The sequence below is a fragment of the Caulobacter sp. GW821-FHT10A06 genome, assembly GCF_059415805.1.
This window is the reverse complement of sequence record NZ_JBWKNY010000006.1, coordinates 101698-118814: the sequence shown is the minus strand read 5'-3', so window position 1 is coordinate 118814 and position 17117 is coordinate 101698. Positions and strand designations below refer to the sequence as shown.

The window sequence follows — 17117 nt, the reverse complement described above, 5'->3', positions numbered from 1 at the left end:
CCAGGAGCCGAATTGGAGGCGAAGGGGTAAGCCCCTTGCGCGAGTTTGGCGAAATTAATTCCGAGTCATCCGGCGAAATCCAGCGATGATTGCGGTCACACCGATCATGCGAGCGTCACGTAGAGCTCGTTCTCGATCACCCACTGGCCGGTGACCTTCTTCCAGGTGGCCAGATAGGTCCCCGACTGCTCGGCCGCGTCCTTCCAGGAGCCGACCCAGCGGCCGCGCTCGGCGGCGCGATTGCCCTCGGCGTCCAGGTCGATCTGCTCGGTCGTGCGGACATAGGCGATGAAGCCCCGATCGGCGAACTGGCTGGCGAAGGCGGCCAACACGTCCTCGGCCCCCAGCAGCAGCGAGCCGTCGCCGGCGATCAGGGTCATGCGCGGATCGAAGAACGGCCGCAGGCGCGCGGCGTCCTTGGCGGCGATCAGCTTGTTGGTCAGCTTGCGGCGGGCGGCGATGGCGTCGGCGGGGGCGGTCATGGGCTCTTTCCAGGTCGTGGAGCCGGTGTAGCTTGCGGGGCGTCCGCCGCAAACGCCGAGTCTGTATGCCCGTCCCGACCCTGACCACCGCCCGCCTCACGCTCAGCGCGCCGCAGCTGTCGGACTTCGAGGACAGCAAGGCCATGTGGGCCGACCCGGTCGTGGTCCGCCACGTCGGCGGCCGCGCCTTCACCGAGGAGGAAAGCTGGACCCGCCTGATGCGCGCCCGCGGCCTGTGGGAGGTGCTGGGTTTCGGCTACTGGGCGGTGCGCGAAACCTCGACGGGGCGTTATGTCGGCGAGGTCGGTTTCGCGGACCTGCGCCGCGACCTGACGCCCAGCCTGTACGACCTGCCGGAGATGGGCTGGGTGCTGGCGGCCTGGTCGCACGGCCATGGCTTCGGCACCGAAGCGGTGCGGGCGGGCCTAGACTGGATCGACCAGGCCCTGGCGCCGGAGATCGTGCCCTGCATCATCGACGCCGACAACGCCGCCTCGCTGGCCCTGGCGGCCAAGATGGGATTCAGGATCAAGGCGCATACGACTTACAAAGGGTCGCCGATCGTGATGATGGAGCGGCGGCGCTAACCCCTCCACCGGCTTCGCCGGTCCCCCTCCCCTAACAGGGAGGAGAGGAAGAAAGGCTCAGCTCCCTCCGCCCCGCTTGGGGGCGGACAGACCTGCGTGAGCAGGTCAGGTGGGGGCCTGTGCTGAGTCCCTCTACTCCTCCCGCAGCTCCAGCGCCGTGAACGGCGCCTGACCGCGTTCGATGCGGATCAGGTCCAGCACGCTGACGATCTGGCGTGAGCGCCAATGGCTCATCAGGTACATCAGCGGCCCCATGGTCGCGGTGCTGGCGCTGACGATGACCATGTTCAGATTGCCCCGGACGAAGCTCATCACGCTGTCGCCGGCCAGCTCGGCCAGCAGCGCCACGATCGATAGCGGCACGGTCAGGTAGCCGATAATCACCACCCGCAAGATCTGGTCCTGCCGGCGCACGTTCAGATTGGCCAGGGCCGACAGCGCGTCGAACGTGGGCTCATCGACGCCCTCCAGCAGCGCGAAGGACCGGATCGTCGAGGGATTCCGGCGAAAGCCGCTGAGGAAGTCGACGCCGACATAACCCCAGGCGCCGGGCGTCCAGATGGAAGACGGCAGCAGCGACCAAACGGGAAAATGGCTCTTCAGGCGCTTCCACAGCGCCCACAGCTCAGTGTTGTCAGTCATGCTCAGGCGTAACCCAGCAGCGCCCGCAGGCCCGGCACATGGAAGTCGACGACCTGCTTGTGGACGTCGGACAGCACCTTGGGCACCTCGGCCGTCACCTGCAGGTTCTCGCGAGCGGTGCGGCTCTCGCGCGGATCGGCGCCGGCCTCGACGCGGTCGCGCCAGTCGGTCGGCAGGTCGAGACCGCAGTCGGCCAAGAGTTGGCGGAAGAAGGCCTCCGCGCGCTTGGAGCCCAGGTCCTTGAGGCTGTCGACAATGTCCTCGTAGCGGACGATCACGGCGCTGGAGCCCATCCAGGCCACGGCGTTCATGCTGAAGATGTCGCGCAGGTCCGGCACGCGGCCGTGGGCGCCCAGGATCATCATCATGATGACGTCCTCGACCGCCGCGCCGCCGTCCTTGATGTGGTTCAGGTTCCCCTGGAACTCGTCCGACAGGTAGAAACGCGCCCGCGCCAGCACCCAGTCATAAGGGTCGCGCACCAGCACGATGTGGCGCACGTCGCGCAGGGCCACGGCGGACTCGTCCGAGAACAGCATGTGGCCCCAGCTGATCATTGGCGCTTTCGGATCGAAGGCGTCGCGGCTGCGGGCCAGCAGGGCGTGCTGGATATATTCGCGCGGCCAGTGCTGCTCGGGCGCGACGAACATCCGCAGGATGTTGCGGATCAGGTGCGTGCCGGCCTTGGGCACGCTGTTCAGATAGACCGGCTGGGTCAGACGGGCGCGGTCGAAGCGCTGGCCGATCTCGTCCAGATTGTCGGGCTTGCCCCGGATGATGGCGTTCACGACGGAGGCTTCCCGCGACTCGAAAACAAAGGGCGGCGGATCGCTCCGCCGCCCGAAAGACTAGACCGTGAAGACGGGACGCGAAACTCGCATCCCGTCTCCGATGCTTAGAACTTCGCTTGGAAGCTCACGAACATGCGGCGGCCGATATAGTCGTACTGCGAGGCCAGCACCGAACGGCCGACCGTGTTGTAGTTACCCTGGGACAGAGTGACCTGGGGCGGGGCTTCATTGAAGATGTTGGCCACGCCGCCCAGCAGGGTGAAGTCCTCGAACTTCTTCTGCAGCGACAGGCTGTGATAGGCCGTGAACTCGGTGTGGACCTTGTAGAACGTGGTCCCGGCCGTGTTCTTGTCGGCATAGTCCTCGGCGTCCGAGGCCTTGCCGATCATGTCGATGCCCCACAGCGCGGCCCAGTCGCCCTTGGTGAAGCGGAAGTTCAGCTGGCCGGTCCAGTCCGGATCGCCCACGAAGCCGTTGCTGTCGACGACGGTGTCGGCGAACAGCGCCGTGGTGTCCTTGAACTGCCAGGTCGACTGCAGCTCGGTATCCAGACGGATGTCCCAGGGCAGATCCTGGCCGTAGTTCACGGTCAGGTCCAGGCCTTTGTTCACCTGCTTGGCGATGTTCAGGTAGTTGTCGGTGACGTCCGTGATCAGGTTGGACGGGCCACGCTTGAACAACGAGCAAAGCCCATCGTTCGGGAAGTTCAGCGACTTGTAGCAGCCGCTGACGATCCGGGCCGCGCCCACCTGAGTGATCTCGTCGTTCACCTGGATGTCGAAATAGTCGACCGCCACCTTCAGGTCGGCGAACTTCGGCGTCCAGATAATGCCGTAGGTCGTGGCCTTCGAGGTTTCAGCGTCCAGAGCGCCGGCGCCACCGCCCGAAGTGACCGTCGCTTGCGCGCCCGCGCCGGTATAGGCGGGCGGAATGCCGGCGGCCTTGCAGTTGTCGGCGACGCGTTGCGTGATGTTGCCGGCGGTCAGGTTCGACTGCCAGCGGATGCAGGGATCGATCGAGCGCTGATCGGCAAAGCCAGTCTCTGCGTTCTTGTACAGTTCAAACAGCGCCGGGGCCCGGAACGAGGTGCCGCGCGTGGCGCGCAGGCGAACCGACGGGATGATCTGCCAGTTCAGGCCGATCTTGTAGGTCTGGTCGCTGCCGTAGCTGTTGACGTCGGTGTAGCGGCCCGACAGCGACAGGTCCAAGGACTGGATGAACGGCACGTTCTTCACGAGCGGAACGCCCAGTTCGCCGTAGATTTCCTTGGTCGTGTCCTTGCCGGCGGTGATGCCCGAGGTCGACGAGCCCCAGATATTGCCGGCGCGGGTGATGGCGCCGGGGGTGTCGTTGATCTCGTCCTTGCGATAGGCGACGCCGAAGGCGGCGCCGACCGTGCCGGCCGGGAGCTTGAACAGGTCGCCCGAGACCGAGCCTTCGATCGCCAGCTGCTTGTAGAGCGTCTTGCCGGTTTCGGTGTCGAACAGGAACGCCTCTTCTTCCGGCGTGTACTTGCCGGCCAGGAAATCGGGCGACATCCAGTTCACGTCGACGCACTTACGCTTGCTGATCGGCGTGGTGTAGCCGACGCACGAGGCGGTCGGGCGCGGGATCGGGTTGGGCTTGCCCAGACCCGTCGTTCCGAAATCGGTGCGGCCGTCGGCGCTGTTGACGGCGTCGGCCAGCAGCACGTCCTGCGAGTACAGGCCCTTGTTGTGGCTGTACTGGGCGAAGATGTCCCAGTCCCAGCCCTTCAGGAAGGTGTCGCCGAAGTCGCCGCGCAGACCGCCGACATAGCGCTGATAGTCGACCTTCTGGCCGTCGCGAGCGCGCGGCGTGACGATGGTCGGGCTGAGGACGAAGTCACCGGTGAAGCCGGCGCTGAAGGGGTCGCCGTAGTCCTCGGTGTAGAGGTAGGTCCAGAACTGGCGGTAGCCATTGGTCTTGGTGGCGCGGCGGTTCAGCAGCACCTCGGCATAGGCTTCGACATGGTCGTTCACGTCGAACGAGGCCTGGGCGAAGACCGTGTTGCGCTCGGTGCGCGGGGTCACCGACGTGGCCAGGTTGTAGGGGCTGTTGTAGTCCAGCACGCCCATGTCGGGATTGGCCGGATCGTTGCTGTCGCCGACCACGAAGAAGCCCGGCGGCATGCCCGGATAGTCGCCCGCCTTACCGGCCGGGTACTGCGGAATGTATTTGCCCAGGTTGTTGTTGTAGTCGAACTGCAGCTTGCCGTCGCGACCTTCGAAGTCCGGCAGGGTGTACAGCCAGACTTGATCGTACAGCAGGTCGCGGCACTGGGTCTGGCCCGTGCGCGGGTCGATCGTGTCCTTGCGCTTGCCGTTGGCGTCGAAGATGTACGACTGGCCGCAGTTGGTCCAGGCGCGCTGGCCGCGCGTCTGCTCGGTCTTCTTGGCGTAGTCGTAGGTGATGTTGAAGAAGCCGCGCGAGAACGTCTTGCCGAAGCCTACGCTGGTGCGGAACTCCTGGCCGCCGTGCTTTTCGGGCTGGCTGGCGAAGGCGTCGATGCTGAAGCCGTCCTGGCCGCGCTTGGTGATGATGTTGACGACCCCGGCCACGGCGTCCGAGCCGTAGACCGACGAGGCGCCGTCCTTCAGGATTTCGACGCGGTCGATGGCGGACACTGGCAGCACATTCAGGTCGAAGGCCGAGACGCCGCCGCGCGTGCCGGCCGGACCGGCGCGACGGCCGTTCAGCAGCACCAGCGTGCGATTGGCGCCAAGGCCGCGCAGCGAGACGGTTTCCGACCCCGGACCGCCGTCGGTGACGAAGGCGCTGGAGACGGCGGCCGTGATCTGCGGCGAACCCGAGGCGATGGTCGAGGACTGCAGCAACTGAGCCGTGTTGCCGATGCCCTTCAGCCGCCCCTGGTCGGCCGTGATGACCTGAACCGGGTCAGGGCTGTTGAACTCGTTGCGCTTGATGCGCGAGCCGGTGACGACGACGGCCTCGACCTCGGAATTATCCGAAGCCTTACTGTCGGTGGTCTGCAGCGGAGCGGCCGTTTGAGCCATGGCCGGCAACGCAACGCTGACCGCCAGCCCGGCGATGAACGTCGAGGCCAGAAGATGTCTGCGATGGGTGAGCATTGGAGGATTTTCGCCTTTATTACGGAACTCGCGGCACGCCTCCCCACCAAGCCCCCTTGGCGCGACAAGTACCGCTAAGGCCTACCCAATCTGCTTCATTAAATTCGTGCAATCTCACCGTCGCCGTTTTGTCGCATTTTGGACGAACTGTGGCATCTCGCACGCACCATCGGTGTTCGACGGGGCATTTCGCAGCCTTTTGAGCAGCTTACGCGCACGGAAAGTGCAGCAACTTCAGGCACGAAAAAGGCCGCCGGGGCGAGCCGGCGGCCTAGTAATATTCGAGGCTTGAAGGTTTCAGTTCACCGCGGGAAGCAACCGCTTGGCCTGGGCGATCCAGGCGTCGCGCTCGGCGCGGCCCTTCAGATTCAGCAGCGCGTCGAACGAGGCCAGCTCGTCGGGCGTCCAGGCGGCGATCTGGCTGAACTTGGTCACGCCCAGCTCGCCCAGCGAGGCGGCCAGCTTGGGACCGATGCCGACCAGCTGGGTCAGGTCGTCCGTCAGGGCCTCGGCGGTCTTCGCGACGTCCTCGACCACCGGCGCGGCGGCTTCGACGACCTCGACCGGCGCTTCAGCGACGACCTCCTCGACCACGGGCTCGGCCGCGACGACGGGTTCGACCACCGCTTCGGCGATGTCTTCATTGGCGGCGACGATGGCCTCGACCACCGGCTCGGCCGCGGTTTCGACGATCTCTTGCGTGGCGTCGAGCACGGTCTCGATCGTTTCGGCGACCAGGGTCACGGCCTCGATGACCGGCTCGGCAACCGGCAGAGGCGCAGCGTCCAGAACCGCCACGCTCTCGACGGGCGGAGCGACCGGTTCGGGCGCCAAGGCCATCAGGGCCTCGACATTGACCGCCTCGCGCCAGCGATTGGCCCACCACCAGTAGGAAGCGCCCGCCATCGCGGCGCCGCCGAACATCAGCCACAGCGGCGAGGCCGCGCCGATCGCCACGTGCGGGACGGTCTCGGGCTCGACCTTGTCGGCCTTGTATTCAGGAAGGAAAGAGAAGATCGAAACCATGGGGAGGTGCTCCAGCGCCGGCGATCTATTGCGGTGCAGCATAACACGGAAAACGCGTTCGCAACCGCAAAAATGCTCACCTTACGTCAAGCAACTCCGACGACCTTCAGGAGGATCCCCGCAACCACCGTCACGGCGATCATGGCCAGCATCGGCAGGCGGGTGGCGAACACCAGCATCAGGGCCAGCACCGTCACGCCCACCGCGGCGTAGTCCAGGCTGGCCAGGTCCGGCAGCATGACCTTGACCAACCCCGCGACCTCCATCGTCTGGCCGCTGCGGAAGAACAGGTGGATGGCGAACCACAGGGCCAGCTGGCCGATCACCCCGACCGAGGCGGCCGAGATCAGGGCCAGGGCCCGCGCGGGCTGAAGCTCTCGCCCCCAGCGCTCGAACAGTGGCCCGCCGGCGAAGATCCACAGGAACGACGGCGCGAAGGTCACCCAGGCCGCCATCAGCCCGCCCAGCACGGCCAGCAGCCACGCCCACTCGGCCGGCGCGGTCTGGAAGGCCCCGACGAAGCCGACGAAGACGAAGACCAGGATCAGCGGCCCTGGCGTGGTCTCGGCCAGGCCCAGGCCGTCCAGCATCTGGTTGGCCGTCAGCCAGCCGAACCCCGAGGCAGCCTGGCCGATATAGGCCAAGGCCGCATAGGCGCCGCCGAAGCTGATCGCCGCCAGCCCGCCGAACGACAGTCCCATCCAAGCCAGGACCGAGCCCGGCGCGACCAGCCACGCCAGGGCGATCGGGGCGATCCACAGGGCCAGGCACGCCAGGGCCGTCTTCGCCTGCCCCTTCAACGGCGCGGGGCGCGGCGCCGACTTGTTCCCCGCCTTGGTCGTCGCCCAGCCCAGGACGCCGGCGGCCAGGATCACCAACGGGAACGGCAGGGTGGTGAAGGACAGCGCCACGAAGGCCGCGCCACAGACGAAGGCCGCCAGCCGGTCCTTAATCGCGCGTTTGCCGATCTTGATGAGCGCCTGCAGCACCAGCGCCACCACCGCCGCCTTCAGGCCCAGCAGCACCGGCCCGGCCCAGTCCGAGCGACCGTGCGCGACATACAGCGCCGACAGCCCCAGCATCACGGCCAGGCCCGGCAGCACGAACAGTAGCCCCGCCGCCACGCCGCCCCGCACGCCATGCAGTCGCCATCCCAGCCAGGTGGCCAGCTGCTGGGCCTCCGGCCCCGGCAGCAGCATGCAGAAGCTCAAGGCCCGCGCGAACGTGTCCTCGTCGATCCAATCGCGCTGTTCGACCACTTCCTTATGCAGCAGCGCGATCTGGCCGGCCGGACCGCCGAACCCCAGCAGCCCGATCTTCAGCCAGACCGGCAGGGCCTGCGCCAGGGTCGGCGGCGTCTTGCTCACGTGCGCCAGACGCGCGAGCGGCCGCCCTTGTCGCCCAGGCGCGCGGCGATCCAGTCGCCGGCCTGCGCCGCCGCCTCGTCGATCGCGGCGGGCGCGCCGATCATCACCATCGCGCAGCCGTTCATCTTCATGGGATCCGTCAGGGGCCGGAGGCGGAGCTCGGCCACTAACAGGTCACCTGTGACGGTTTCCATCATCCGCAGGAAGGCGTCGAAGGTCTCCAGGTCCTTGATCGGCAGCCAGATGGCGAAGGTCGCGTCAGGCGCGCGGGCCAGGGCCGCCTTGGTCGTCTCGGCGATGCGCTTGTAGTCGTCCGGCCGCTCGAACGGCGGGTCGATGACCACGAACGCCCGGCCGCCCCTGCCCGCCTGCTGGACGGCGGTCGCGAAACCGTCGGCTTCCAGGGCCTGGGCGTTGGCGTAGGGCGCCAGGGTCTTGCGCAGCAGCGCCGCGTCGTCGGGGCGCAGCTCGCAGCCCGCATAACGATCGGCCTTGCGCAGGCCCCGCGCCATCAGCAGCGGCGAGCCAGGATAAAGATCGCCCTCCCGCCCGCCATTCATGTCAGCCACCGCCTTCAGCAGCGGACCAAACACCGCCGGCGCGTCATCGGCCGCCTTTAGTCGGAAGATCCCCGCCTGGGCCTCGCCCGAACGCCGAGCCATCTCGCCGGACAGGTCATAGCCCCCTGCCCCGGCATGGGTGTCGACCATCGACACGGCGTCGCTCTGGTCCTGGAGCGCCGACAGCATGGCCAGCACGATCGCGTGCTTGTGCAGGTCGGCGAAGTTGCCGGCGTGGAAGGCGTGGCGGTAATTCATCCCCGCTCCTACCACGCCCCGTGGGCGCGACCAGCCTCACGAAGCTCCTGGACCATCATGTCCTTCAGGACCTGCGGCCCGACGATCTCGATATCGCCGCCCCAGGTGAACAGGTGCCAGGACAGCTCACGCATGCCGCCGGCCCGGAAGGTCACCGTCACCGAACCGTCCGCTTCCTGGGTCACCTTCTGGGTGGCGTGGAAGCGCCAGCGCAGGGCGTCCTCGGCGCGGCGCGGATGGATCCGCAGCACCACGTCCTGGATCTCGTCGTGATAGATGCCGAAGCTCTCGTCGGCGAAGGCCTGCAAGCTGAAGTCCTCGGGCGGCGAGGCCGGCCTATCCAGAACCTTCAGGTCGCTCATCCGGTCCAGGCGCCACGAGCGCGGACCGCCCGCTCCTTCCGACGCCACCAGATAGTTGCTGCGCCCGAACAGGACGCCCAGCGGCGTCACCTCCCGCGTGCGGCCCGGCGTGGTGCCGCCCTTGTAGGTGAACGACAGGGCCGACAGGCCCATGATCGCCGTGCGGATGGCGGTCAGCAGCGCCTGATCCTCGAACGGCCGCGGACCGGCGTGGACGGCGATGGTCTCGGCCTGGACCAGGGCCTCGACGTCGGGGGCCACCTTGCGGCGGGCCGCGCCGCGCAGGGCCGACAGCAGCTTGCCCTCCAGAGCATAGAGCGAGGCCGCCCGCGCCTCGGCGCCCGAGGCCTTGTAGCTGTCGGCGGCCGAGCGCAGCGCCGCCAGCTCCTCGGCGGTCGGGGTCTGGAACACGCCGTCCAGGCCCGAGGGGATTCGGAAACGCTTGGTCGGCGGGTCGTCGATCGCCTCCATCTGCGGGAAGGCGGTCCAGACGGCGTCACGCATCCGCTCGGCGGTGCGGCGGCCCACGTCCAGGGCGCGCGCCATCTCGTCCAGGGTCATGCCCTCGGCCGAACCGGCCAGCATCCGGGCCAGATCCAGGAGCCGTGTAGCTTTCTCGTGTCTCATGCGTTCCTCAAGCGGAGGGGCAACTTACGACCGCTTCTGACGCAATGCCTGGTCATTGTTCGGATGTCGAGACTGGAGAAGCCAATGTCCCGCTTTGCTTGCAACCCCTGGACCACCGCCCCCGTGAACCAGGCCATGATCTCGGCAGTGATGGACTTCGCCGACATCCATCGCGACATGGGCAACGGCCGCACCCTGCGCCGGATCAGCCACGAGCGCGCGGCCAAGGCCGACATGTTCCTGCTGCTGGGCCGCGACGTCGAGCGCGTGATCGACATCGGCCTGGTGTGGAACGACCGCGAGGACCAGATCGTGCGTGTCACCGACGACGCCGAACTGCGCGAATCCCGCCTGCAGGTCTGGGAAGAGGCCTTCGACCTCTTCGAGACCGAAGAGACGGACGAAATGGCCCCGCCGATGCGCCTCGTGGCGTGAAACTCGCCAGGCACGCACCTTCCGCGTGCAAAGCGGGCGTACCCAACTGCCTAAAATCCGAGACCTGCCGCCGCGCAAAACGGCGCCATTGAGGCGCCGGCGCGGTTGTGACCGTTTCTAGAACAGCTCCCATTGCCGAACGCCGGAACCTGCCTCCCCATGAATTCATCGGGGGAGTATCCGATGATTTTTTGCGTGAATGTCAAAAATCATAATCGTCGGGAGAAAAACGCCATGGAAGAGGGAATCATTACGCGTCAATAAACACAATGAGGGGGTTACTAATGACTCGGCGTTTTAAACCTGCCCTTCTGGCGGGTATTTCCGCGCTATCTGTTACTTTCGGATACTCTGCACAAGCTTTCGCCGCCGCACCTGATGCGCCGGCCGATCAGAACGAAATCGACGTCGTCATCGTCACCGGCACGCGCCAGACTGGCCTGCGCGTCATCGACAGCCCCGCCCCCGTCCAAGTCGTCGACACCAGCACGCTGGAACGCACCGGCGCGGTCGACCTGCGTCTCGGCCTGGCCAACCTGGTCCCCTCGTTCAACGCCCAGGCCTTCGGCGGCGACACCGCCAACCTGACCCTTTCGGCCCGCCTGCGCGGCCTCTCGCCCAACCAGGCCCTGGTGCTGGTCAACGGCAAGCGCCGTCACACCACCGGCAACCTGGCCGTGCTGTCGGGCGTCTACCAAGGCGCCGCCGCCGCCGACCTGGGCTTCATTCCGATGGCCGGCATCGGCCGCATCGAAGTGCTGACCGACGGCGCCGCCGCCCAGTACGGCACCGACGCCATCGCCGGCGTCGTCAACATCATCCTGAAGAAGAACGTCTCGGGCGGCTCGATCTCGGCCACCGGCGGCGAATATTTCGACGGCGGCGGCAAGACGGCCGGCGGCTCGGTCAACATCGGCATGGCGCCGACCGAGAGCAGCTATCTGAACATCACCGTCGAGAGCAAATACCACGGCTTCTCGAACCGCGGCCTGGGCGACCAGCGCGTCGTCAACCCGGCCAGCCCGGGCTACTCGGCCGCCAACAACGCCGTCGAAAGCCTGATCCCAGGCTATCCGAACCTGAACCTGATCTCGGGCGACGCCGAGTACCGGATCAACAACCTGGCCTTCAACGCGGGCGTCGAGCTGCCGGGCGACTTCGAGGTCTATTCGTTCGGCACCATGGGCCACAAGGACGCCTCGGCCTACGAGAACTACCGCCGCTACAACCGCATCCAGGGCAAGATGGGCGCGGCCGATCGGCCCTTCCCGCTGGGCTTCTCGCCCCGCGAGCGCATCATCGAGGACGACTACGGCCTGACCCTGGGCGTCTCGGGCAAGCTGGCCGGCTGGGACATGGATCTGTCCTCGACCTACGGCAAGGACGACATCGAGGTCCGCGTCGAGGACTCGGCCAACGCCAGCCTCTACACCGACACCTCGACGACCACGACCAAGGGCTTCACCCCGACCTCGTTCCACGCCGGCAGCTGGCGCACCACCCAGTGGACCAACAACCTCGATCTGCGCCGCGGCTTTGACGTCGGCCTGGCCACGCCGCTGGACGTCGCCCTGGGCTACGAGCAGCGTCGTGACACCTATCGCATCGGCCAGGGCGACGCGGCCTCGACCTACAAGGAAGGCTCGCAGTCGTATCCGGGCTTCCAGAAGACCGACGCCGGCGGCCACGCGCGCACCAGCTGGGCCCTGTACGGCGACTTCGCCGTCAGCCCGATCGAGGCCTGGAAGATCGACGCGGCCATCCGCTACGAGAAGTTCAGCGACTTCGGCGACACCACCGTCGCCAAGCTGACCAGCCGCTATGACTTCAGCGAGATGTTCGCCGTCCGCGGCACGGTCTCGACCGGCTTCCGCGCCCCGACCCTGGCGGAATCGTTCTACTCGGCCACCAACGTCTCGCCGACCAGCGCCTTCGTGCAGCTGGCCCCGAACTCGCCGGCCGCCCGCCTGCTGGGCATCGACGCTCTGAAGCCGGAGAAGTCGAAGAACTACAGCCTGGGCATCGTCGCGCACCCGATCCCGAAGATGACGGCCACGATCGACGTCTATCAGATCAATCTGAAGGACCGGATCTTCGGCTCCAGCTCGGTCTACGGCATCCGCAACGGCGTCGTGGTCAACAGCAACGTCAACGCCGCGATCGCCGCCAACGGCAACATCCTGGACAGCACGGTCGCCAGCACCGGCATCAACATCTTCTCGAACGGCCTGGACACCCGCACCCGCGGCCTGGACTTCGTGGTCTCGTACCCGACCGACCTGGGCGACGCGGGCCGCATCGACTGGACGCTGTCGGGCAACTTCAACAAGACCAAGATCACCAAGGTCAAGACACCGCCGGCGGCGCTCGCCACCACCAGCGCCGCCTTCCCGACCGGTCAGGTCCTGTTCGCCGGCAACGCCGCCTCGCTGCTCGAGAAGGCCGCGCCGAAGTACAAGATCGGCCTGAACGGCCTCTACACGTTCGGCAAGGTCTCGCTGTCGCTGACCGAAACCTTCTACGGCAAGGCCGAGGCCCTGTCGGATCCCGGCACCGGTCCGTTGCTGAACACCGTGGCCAGCGCCACGGCGATCACCGACGTCGAGCTGTCCTACAAGTTCCTGAAGGGCGTCACCGCCGCGATCGGGGCCAACAACGCGTTCAACAAGTATCCGGACAAGTTCACGACCGCCTTCCAGACCGCCTGTATCGCTTCGGGCGGCGGCTGCGTGACGCAGTACCCGGGCTTCTCGCCGTACGGCATCAACGGCGGCTACTACTACGGCCGCCTGACCTACGCCTTCTAAGGCTTGGGATCAGACTGAATAGCGAAGGGGCGGACCGCAGGGTCCGCCCCTTTTGCTTTGGGGATCAGAGCCCCTTGCCCATCCGCATCAGCGGCACGCGGTAGCCGCCCGAGGTCACCGCCTCGAACGCCTCGATGTCGTGGTAACCGCAGGCGCGGTACAGCGGCACGCCGCCCATGGTGGCGGCCATCTCCACGTTGGCGAAGCCCTCGGCGCGGGCGGCGTTCTCGCAGGCGTCCAGGATCAGACGGCCAACGCCTTTGCGGGTGTGATCGGGGTGGGTGTACATGGCCCGCACCCGGGCGGCGTCGACCTTGGGGTCCAGCAGCGCCGCGTCGCGTCCGGCCGAGTGGTCGCCGCCGAACAGGGTGGCGCGCCGGCTCCAGCCGCCGCAGCCGGCGATCTCGCCCCCGTCCTCCACCACGAAGTACGTGCCGTCGGCGATCAGCTGGGTGTCCAGGCCCATGATCTCGAAAGAAGCCTTCACGCCCTCGGGCGGCAGGAAGTCCTGCAACAGCTCGCCGATCGCGCGGTCCATCAGGGCCTTTAGCACCGGCATGTCGTCGGTGCGGGCCAGGCGCAGGATCAGGGCGGGTGCGGACGAAGTCATAGGGGCTCCATGTCGGGTCGCCGAGCGGCGAGCAAAACAGGGATTCGGCGAGTCCGTGGCGATCTTTCGACCCCGCCCACCGATCGCTCAAAGACCGCCCCAGGCGCCCAATGGTCAGGCGTCGGACCGGTCATCCTGCGTCTTTACTGAAAACGGATTGCGCGGCGAAGGTCAGGATTTCGAGATGCAGGCCAACCGGCGCGACGTGATCCGCCGGCAATAACGGGCGGGGATGTAATGAGCGGATTGGACACGTCTTCGGCGGGTGGCGTACTCACACGCCGTCGGTTCTTCGAAAGCTTGGCCGCGGTCGGCGGCATGTCGTTGGTTCTGTCGGGCATGGAGGCCCTGGGCTTTAGCCAAGCTTCGGCCACCGAACTGCCGCCCGAGCTGACGGGCGGGGCCAAGAACACCAAGGTGGTGATCCTGGGCGCGGGCCTGGCGGGCATGACCGCCGCCTACGAACTCAGCAAGGCCGGCTACCAGGTGCAGGTCCTTGAAGCCCGCAGCTTTGCCGGCGGCCGCTGCCAGACCGCGCGCAAGGGCTTCAAGCACACCGACCTGATCGGCCACGAACAGACCTGCGAGTTCGACGACGGCCACTACATCAACCACGGCCCGTGGCGGATCCCGTACCACCACCGCTCGACCCTGCACTACACCAAGCTGTTCGGCGTGCCGCTGGAGAGCTTCGTCAACGACAACGACGCCGCCTACATCTATTTCGAGAAGGGCAAGGGCCCGCTGAACGGCAAGCCGGTCCGCAAGGGCGAAGTCGCCGCCGACATTCGCGGCTACACCGCCGAGCTGGTCGCCAAGGCCGCCAGCCAGGGCCAGCTCGACGCCCCGCTATCGGGCATGGATAAGGAGCGCTTCGTCGCCTACGTGGTCAACGAGGGGCGCCTGTCCAAGGACCTGGCCTACAAGGGCACGGAAGGGCGCGGTTTCTCGATCCACCCCGGCGCCGGCGTCGATCCCGGCCCCGGCAAGGAGCTGGCGCCCTACGCCTTCAAGGACGTGCTGGACAGCAACGCCTGGAAGGTCCTGAGCTCGGTCACCGGCTACGAGCAGCAGCGCACCATGCTGCAGCCGATCGGCGGCATGGACCAGATCGCCAAGGCCTTCGAGAAGCAGGTCGGCCCGATGATCCGCTACGGCGCGGTGGTCGAGAAGATCAAGCAATCGCCCACCGGCGTGACGGTCGCCTACAAGGGCGCCGACGGCAAGGCGGCCGAGGTCACGGCCGACTACTGCCTGTGCACCATCCCGCTCAGCGTGCTGAAGCAGATCGATGTCGACGCCTCGGCTCCGTTCAAGGCGGCGATGGAGGGTGTCGCCTACGCGCCGGTCAACAAGATCGGCCTGCAGATGAAGAACCGCTTCTGGGAAGAGAAGCACCACATCTATGGCGGCCACATCTATACCGACCTGGCCGGCATCAACTCGATCACCCTGCCCTCCTATGGCTGGCAAGGTCAGAAGGGCGTGCTGCTCGGCTACTACGCGTTCGGCGGCGAAGCGGCCCGGATCAGCGCCAAGAGCCCGGCCGAACGCGCGGCCTTCGCCGTGGCGGCCGGCCAAAAGATCTTCCCCGAATATGCCGACGCCTACGAGAACGCCTTCTCGTTCAGCTGGCACCTGGCCGAATATAATCTCGGCGGCTGGGCCGAGTGGGGCGAGACTGGCCGCAAGGACAGCTATCCCGTCCTGTGCCAGCCCGACGGCCGTCTCTATCTGGCCGGCGAACACTTGAGCTACCTAGGCGGGTGGCAGGCCGGCGCCATCGAGTCGGCCTGGCAGCAGATCGCCAGAATCCACGCCCGCGTGCAGCAAGCTTAAGACTTCGAGGACCTGATGACCTTCGCTTATCGTCTCGCCGCCCTCTGCTTGGCCGCCGGCCTGGCCGCGCCGGCGATCGCCTCCGCCGACGGCAAGTCGCTGTTCAACGACAACTGCTCGGCCTGCCACCAGGTGACCGGCAAGGGCGTCAAGGGCGCCTTCCCGGCCCTGGCCGGCTCGCCGTTCGTGCAAGGCCCGCCGCTGGTCGTGACGACCACGGTGTTGAACGGCCGCGCCGGCATGCCCGCCTTCAAGGACGACCTGAACGACGCCGACCTGTCGGCGATCCTGACCTATGTCCGCGCCTCGTGGGGCAATAAGGGCGCGGCCGTCCAGCCCGCCGACGTCGCCAAGGCCCGCGTGGCCGCCAAGGCCGCCGCCAAGGCGCGCGGCCTCCAGGCTCACTGATCTTTCGTACCGCTCAAAGGGAGAAGACCATGAAACGCCTCATCGCTCTGGCCGCCGGCATCGCCGCCCTCGCCGGCTTCGACGCCGCCGCCCACGCCCAGGACATCGTCCGCGGCGGCGACCCCAAGTCGCCGATCGCCAGCGTTGTCACCGTGCCGGCCGGCTACGACACCATCTACGTCTCGGGCATGACCCCGCCGGTGATCGACGAGAAGGCCACGGGCGTCGCCAAGTTCGGCGACACCAAGACCCAGACCCTGGGCGTCATCGGCCGTATCGAGGCCGCCCTGAAGAGCCAGGGCGCGACCCTGGGCGACGTCGTCATGATGCGCGTGCTGCTGGTCGGCGACCCGGCCAAGGGCGGCAAGATGGACTTCGCCGGCATGATGGAAGGCTACAAGACCTTCTTCGGCACCGAAGCCCAGCCCAACAAGCCCGCTCGCATCACCAGCCAGATCACCGCCCTGGTGCAGGACGGCATGCTGGTCGAGATCGAGGCCCAGGCGGCGCGGAAGAAGTAGCGACAGAACCGAAACCTCGCCCTTCGACAAGCTCAGGGTGAGGTTTCTGCTGATACGCCGTGCCAACCCTCGCCCTCACCCTGAGCCTGTCGAAGGACGAGGACGACGCACCGCAGACCCGATTTCACCGTTACGCGAAATTAATTTCGTGACAACGTTGTCAGATCGATTTCAAACGTCTATATGGAATTCAGCCCTTTCGGGCGTTTCCTCCCAATGACTCGGCCGCCTTCTTCTCCTGGAAGGCGGCCGTTCTTTTGTCTGGGCTACAGGAAACCCTCTCTCATGGAGAGAGGGAGGGACCCACGCCGCAGGCGTGGGAGGGTGAGTGGGTACACCGCCGCCCGATAGTCCGCCCCGTTGCGAACCTCCGAACCAAGCGGCACCTTCATGGCATGAGCGAAGATGCGCCGAACTTTGAAGAAGAATGGCAGCGCCAATCCTTGGCGGCGGTCGACCAATTTGCATCGACCCTAAGAGGCCTGCACCGGACAAATCCCTGGCCGGAGCGTTCGCTGCTTCCCAGCGCCATCAATCACCTGATGACGGAACTTTGGGATCTAGGCTTTACCCAGACTGAAATCCGAGAAGCGTTCGAGGAAGCGATAGCTGACATGCCGCGCTACGCAGCTGGTGAGAACCTCTAGATCCCGTAACCTCTCACCCTCCCACCGCTTCGCGGCGG

Annotated in this window: 16 protein-coding genes; 7 read left to right on the top strand and 9 right to left on the bottom strand. The window is 66.6% G+C overall.

Annotation, left to right across the window (positions count from 1 at the left end; translation table 11 throughout):
- Positions 1-104 precede the first annotated feature (104 nt).
- A complete protein-coding gene (locus AC07NF_RS18680; protein WP_494629695.1) occupies positions 105-482 on the bottom strand; it encodes a nuclear transport factor 2 family protein in 378 nt (125 codons plus the stop codon).
- 65 nt (positions 483-547) lie between these two features.
- Between AC07NF_RS18680 and AC07NF_RS18675 the strand changes: the two genes are divergently transcribed.
- Positions 548-1069 carry a GNAT family N-acetyltransferase gene (locus tag AC07NF_RS18675; RefSeq protein WP_494629693.1) on the top strand — a complete coding sequence of 174 codons (522 nt, stop codon included), beginning with the start codon at positions 548-550 and terminating at the stop codon, positions 1067-1069.
- Positions 1070-1201: 132 nt separating this feature from the next.
- On the opposite strand, the gene AC07NF_RS18670 is transcribed toward AC07NF_RS18675, so the two are convergent.
- From AC07NF_RS18670 to AC07NF_RS18640, 7 genes are all read right to left on the bottom strand, one after another.
- Positions 1202-1711: a hypothetical protein gene (locus AC07NF_RS18670; RefSeq protein WP_494629691.1), complete on the bottom strand. Its 510-nt coding sequence runs from the start codon at positions 1709-1711 to the stop codon at positions 1202-1204.
- A 2-nt stretch (positions 1712-1713) separates the two neighbouring features.
- Complete coding sequence (locus AC07NF_RS18665; protein ID WP_494629689.1) at positions 1714-2499, bottom strand: hypothetical protein; 786 nt, start codon at positions 2497-2499, stop codon at positions 1714-1716.
- A gap of 107 nt (positions 2500-2606) precedes the next feature.
- Positions 2607-5612 carry a TonB-dependent receptor plug domain-containing protein gene (locus tag AC07NF_RS18660; protein WP_494629687.1) on the bottom strand — a complete coding sequence of 1002 codons (3006 nt, stop codon included), beginning with the start codon at positions 5610-5612 and terminating at the stop codon, positions 2607-2609.
- 297 nt (positions 5613-5909) lie between these two features.
- On the bottom strand, positions 5910-6638 hold the full coding sequence (gene phaH / locus AC07NF_RS18655) for a phasin PhaH (protein WP_494629685.1): 729 nt from the start codon (positions 6636-6638) through the stop codon (positions 5910-5912).
- Positions 6639-6724: 86 nt separating this feature from the next.
- A complete protein-coding gene (chrA, locus tag AC07NF_RS18650; protein ID WP_494629683.1) occupies positions 6725-8005 on the bottom strand; it encodes a chromate efflux transporter in 1281 nt (426 codons plus the stop codon).
- Positions 8002-8823: a 23S rRNA (adenine(2030)-N(6))-methyltransferase RlmJ gene (rlmJ, locus tag AC07NF_RS18645; protein ID WP_494629679.1), complete on the bottom strand. Its 822-nt coding sequence runs from the start codon at positions 8821-8823 to the stop codon at positions 8002-8004. Before rlmJ ends, chrA begins: the two co-directional genes overlap by 4 nt.
- Before the next feature lie 8 nt (positions 8824-8831).
- The gene (locus tag AC07NF_RS18640; RefSeq protein WP_494629675.1) at positions 8832-9812 is read right to left on the bottom strand and encodes a helix-turn-helix transcriptional regulator; all 981 of its coding nucleotides are present in this window, start codon (positions 9810-9812) and stop codon (positions 8832-8834) included.
- Positions 9813-9896: 84 nt separating this feature from the next.
- On the opposite strand from AC07NF_RS18640, the gene AC07NF_RS18635 reads away from it, so the two are divergent.
- Together AC07NF_RS18635 and AC07NF_RS18630 are read left to right on the top strand one after the other, a co-directional pair.
- A complete protein-coding gene (locus AC07NF_RS18635; protein WP_492816960.1) occupies positions 9897-10247 on the top strand; it encodes a hypothetical protein in 351 nt (116 codons plus the stop codon).
- Positions 10248-10531: 284 nt separating this feature from the next.
- A complete protein-coding gene (locus AC07NF_RS18630) occupies positions 10532-13054 on the top strand; it encodes a TonB-dependent receptor plug domain-containing protein (protein WP_494629671.1) in 2523 nt (840 codons plus the stop codon).
- Positions 13055-13118: 64 nt separating this feature from the next.
- On the opposite strand, the gene AC07NF_RS18625 is transcribed toward AC07NF_RS18630, so the two are convergent.
- Positions 13119-13664: a GNAT family N-acetyltransferase gene (locus AC07NF_RS18625; protein ID WP_494629669.1), complete on the bottom strand. Its 546-nt coding sequence runs from the start codon at positions 13662-13664 to the stop codon at positions 13119-13121.
- Between the two features lie 237 nt (positions 13665-13901).
- Between AC07NF_RS18625 and AC07NF_RS18620 the strand changes: the two genes are divergently transcribed.
- The 4 genes from AC07NF_RS18620 (at position 13902) to AC07NF_RS18605 (ending at position 17079) form a co-directional block, all read left to right on the top strand.
- Positions 13902-15503, top strand: coding sequence for a flavin monoamine oxidase family protein (locus AC07NF_RS18620; RefSeq protein WP_494629667.1), 1602 nt, complete (start codon positions 13902-13904; stop codon positions 15501-15503).
- 15 nt (positions 15504-15518) lie between these two features.
- A complete protein-coding gene (locus AC07NF_RS18615; RefSeq protein WP_494629665.1) occupies positions 15519-15911 on the top strand; it encodes a c-type cytochrome in 393 nt (130 codons plus the stop codon).
- A 29-nt stretch (positions 15912-15940) separates the two neighbouring features.
- Positions 15941-16432 (top strand): RidA family protein, encoded by a 492-nt coding sequence (locus AC07NF_RS18610; protein ID WP_494629663.1) that lies wholly within the window; start codon positions 15941-15943, stop codon positions 16430-16432.
- Between the two features lie 395 nt (positions 16433-16827).
- Complete coding sequence (locus tag AC07NF_RS18605) at positions 16828-17079, top strand: hypothetical protein (RefSeq protein WP_494629660.1); 252 nt, start codon at positions 16828-16830, stop codon at positions 17077-17079.
- Positions 17080-17117: the final 38 nt, after the last annotated feature.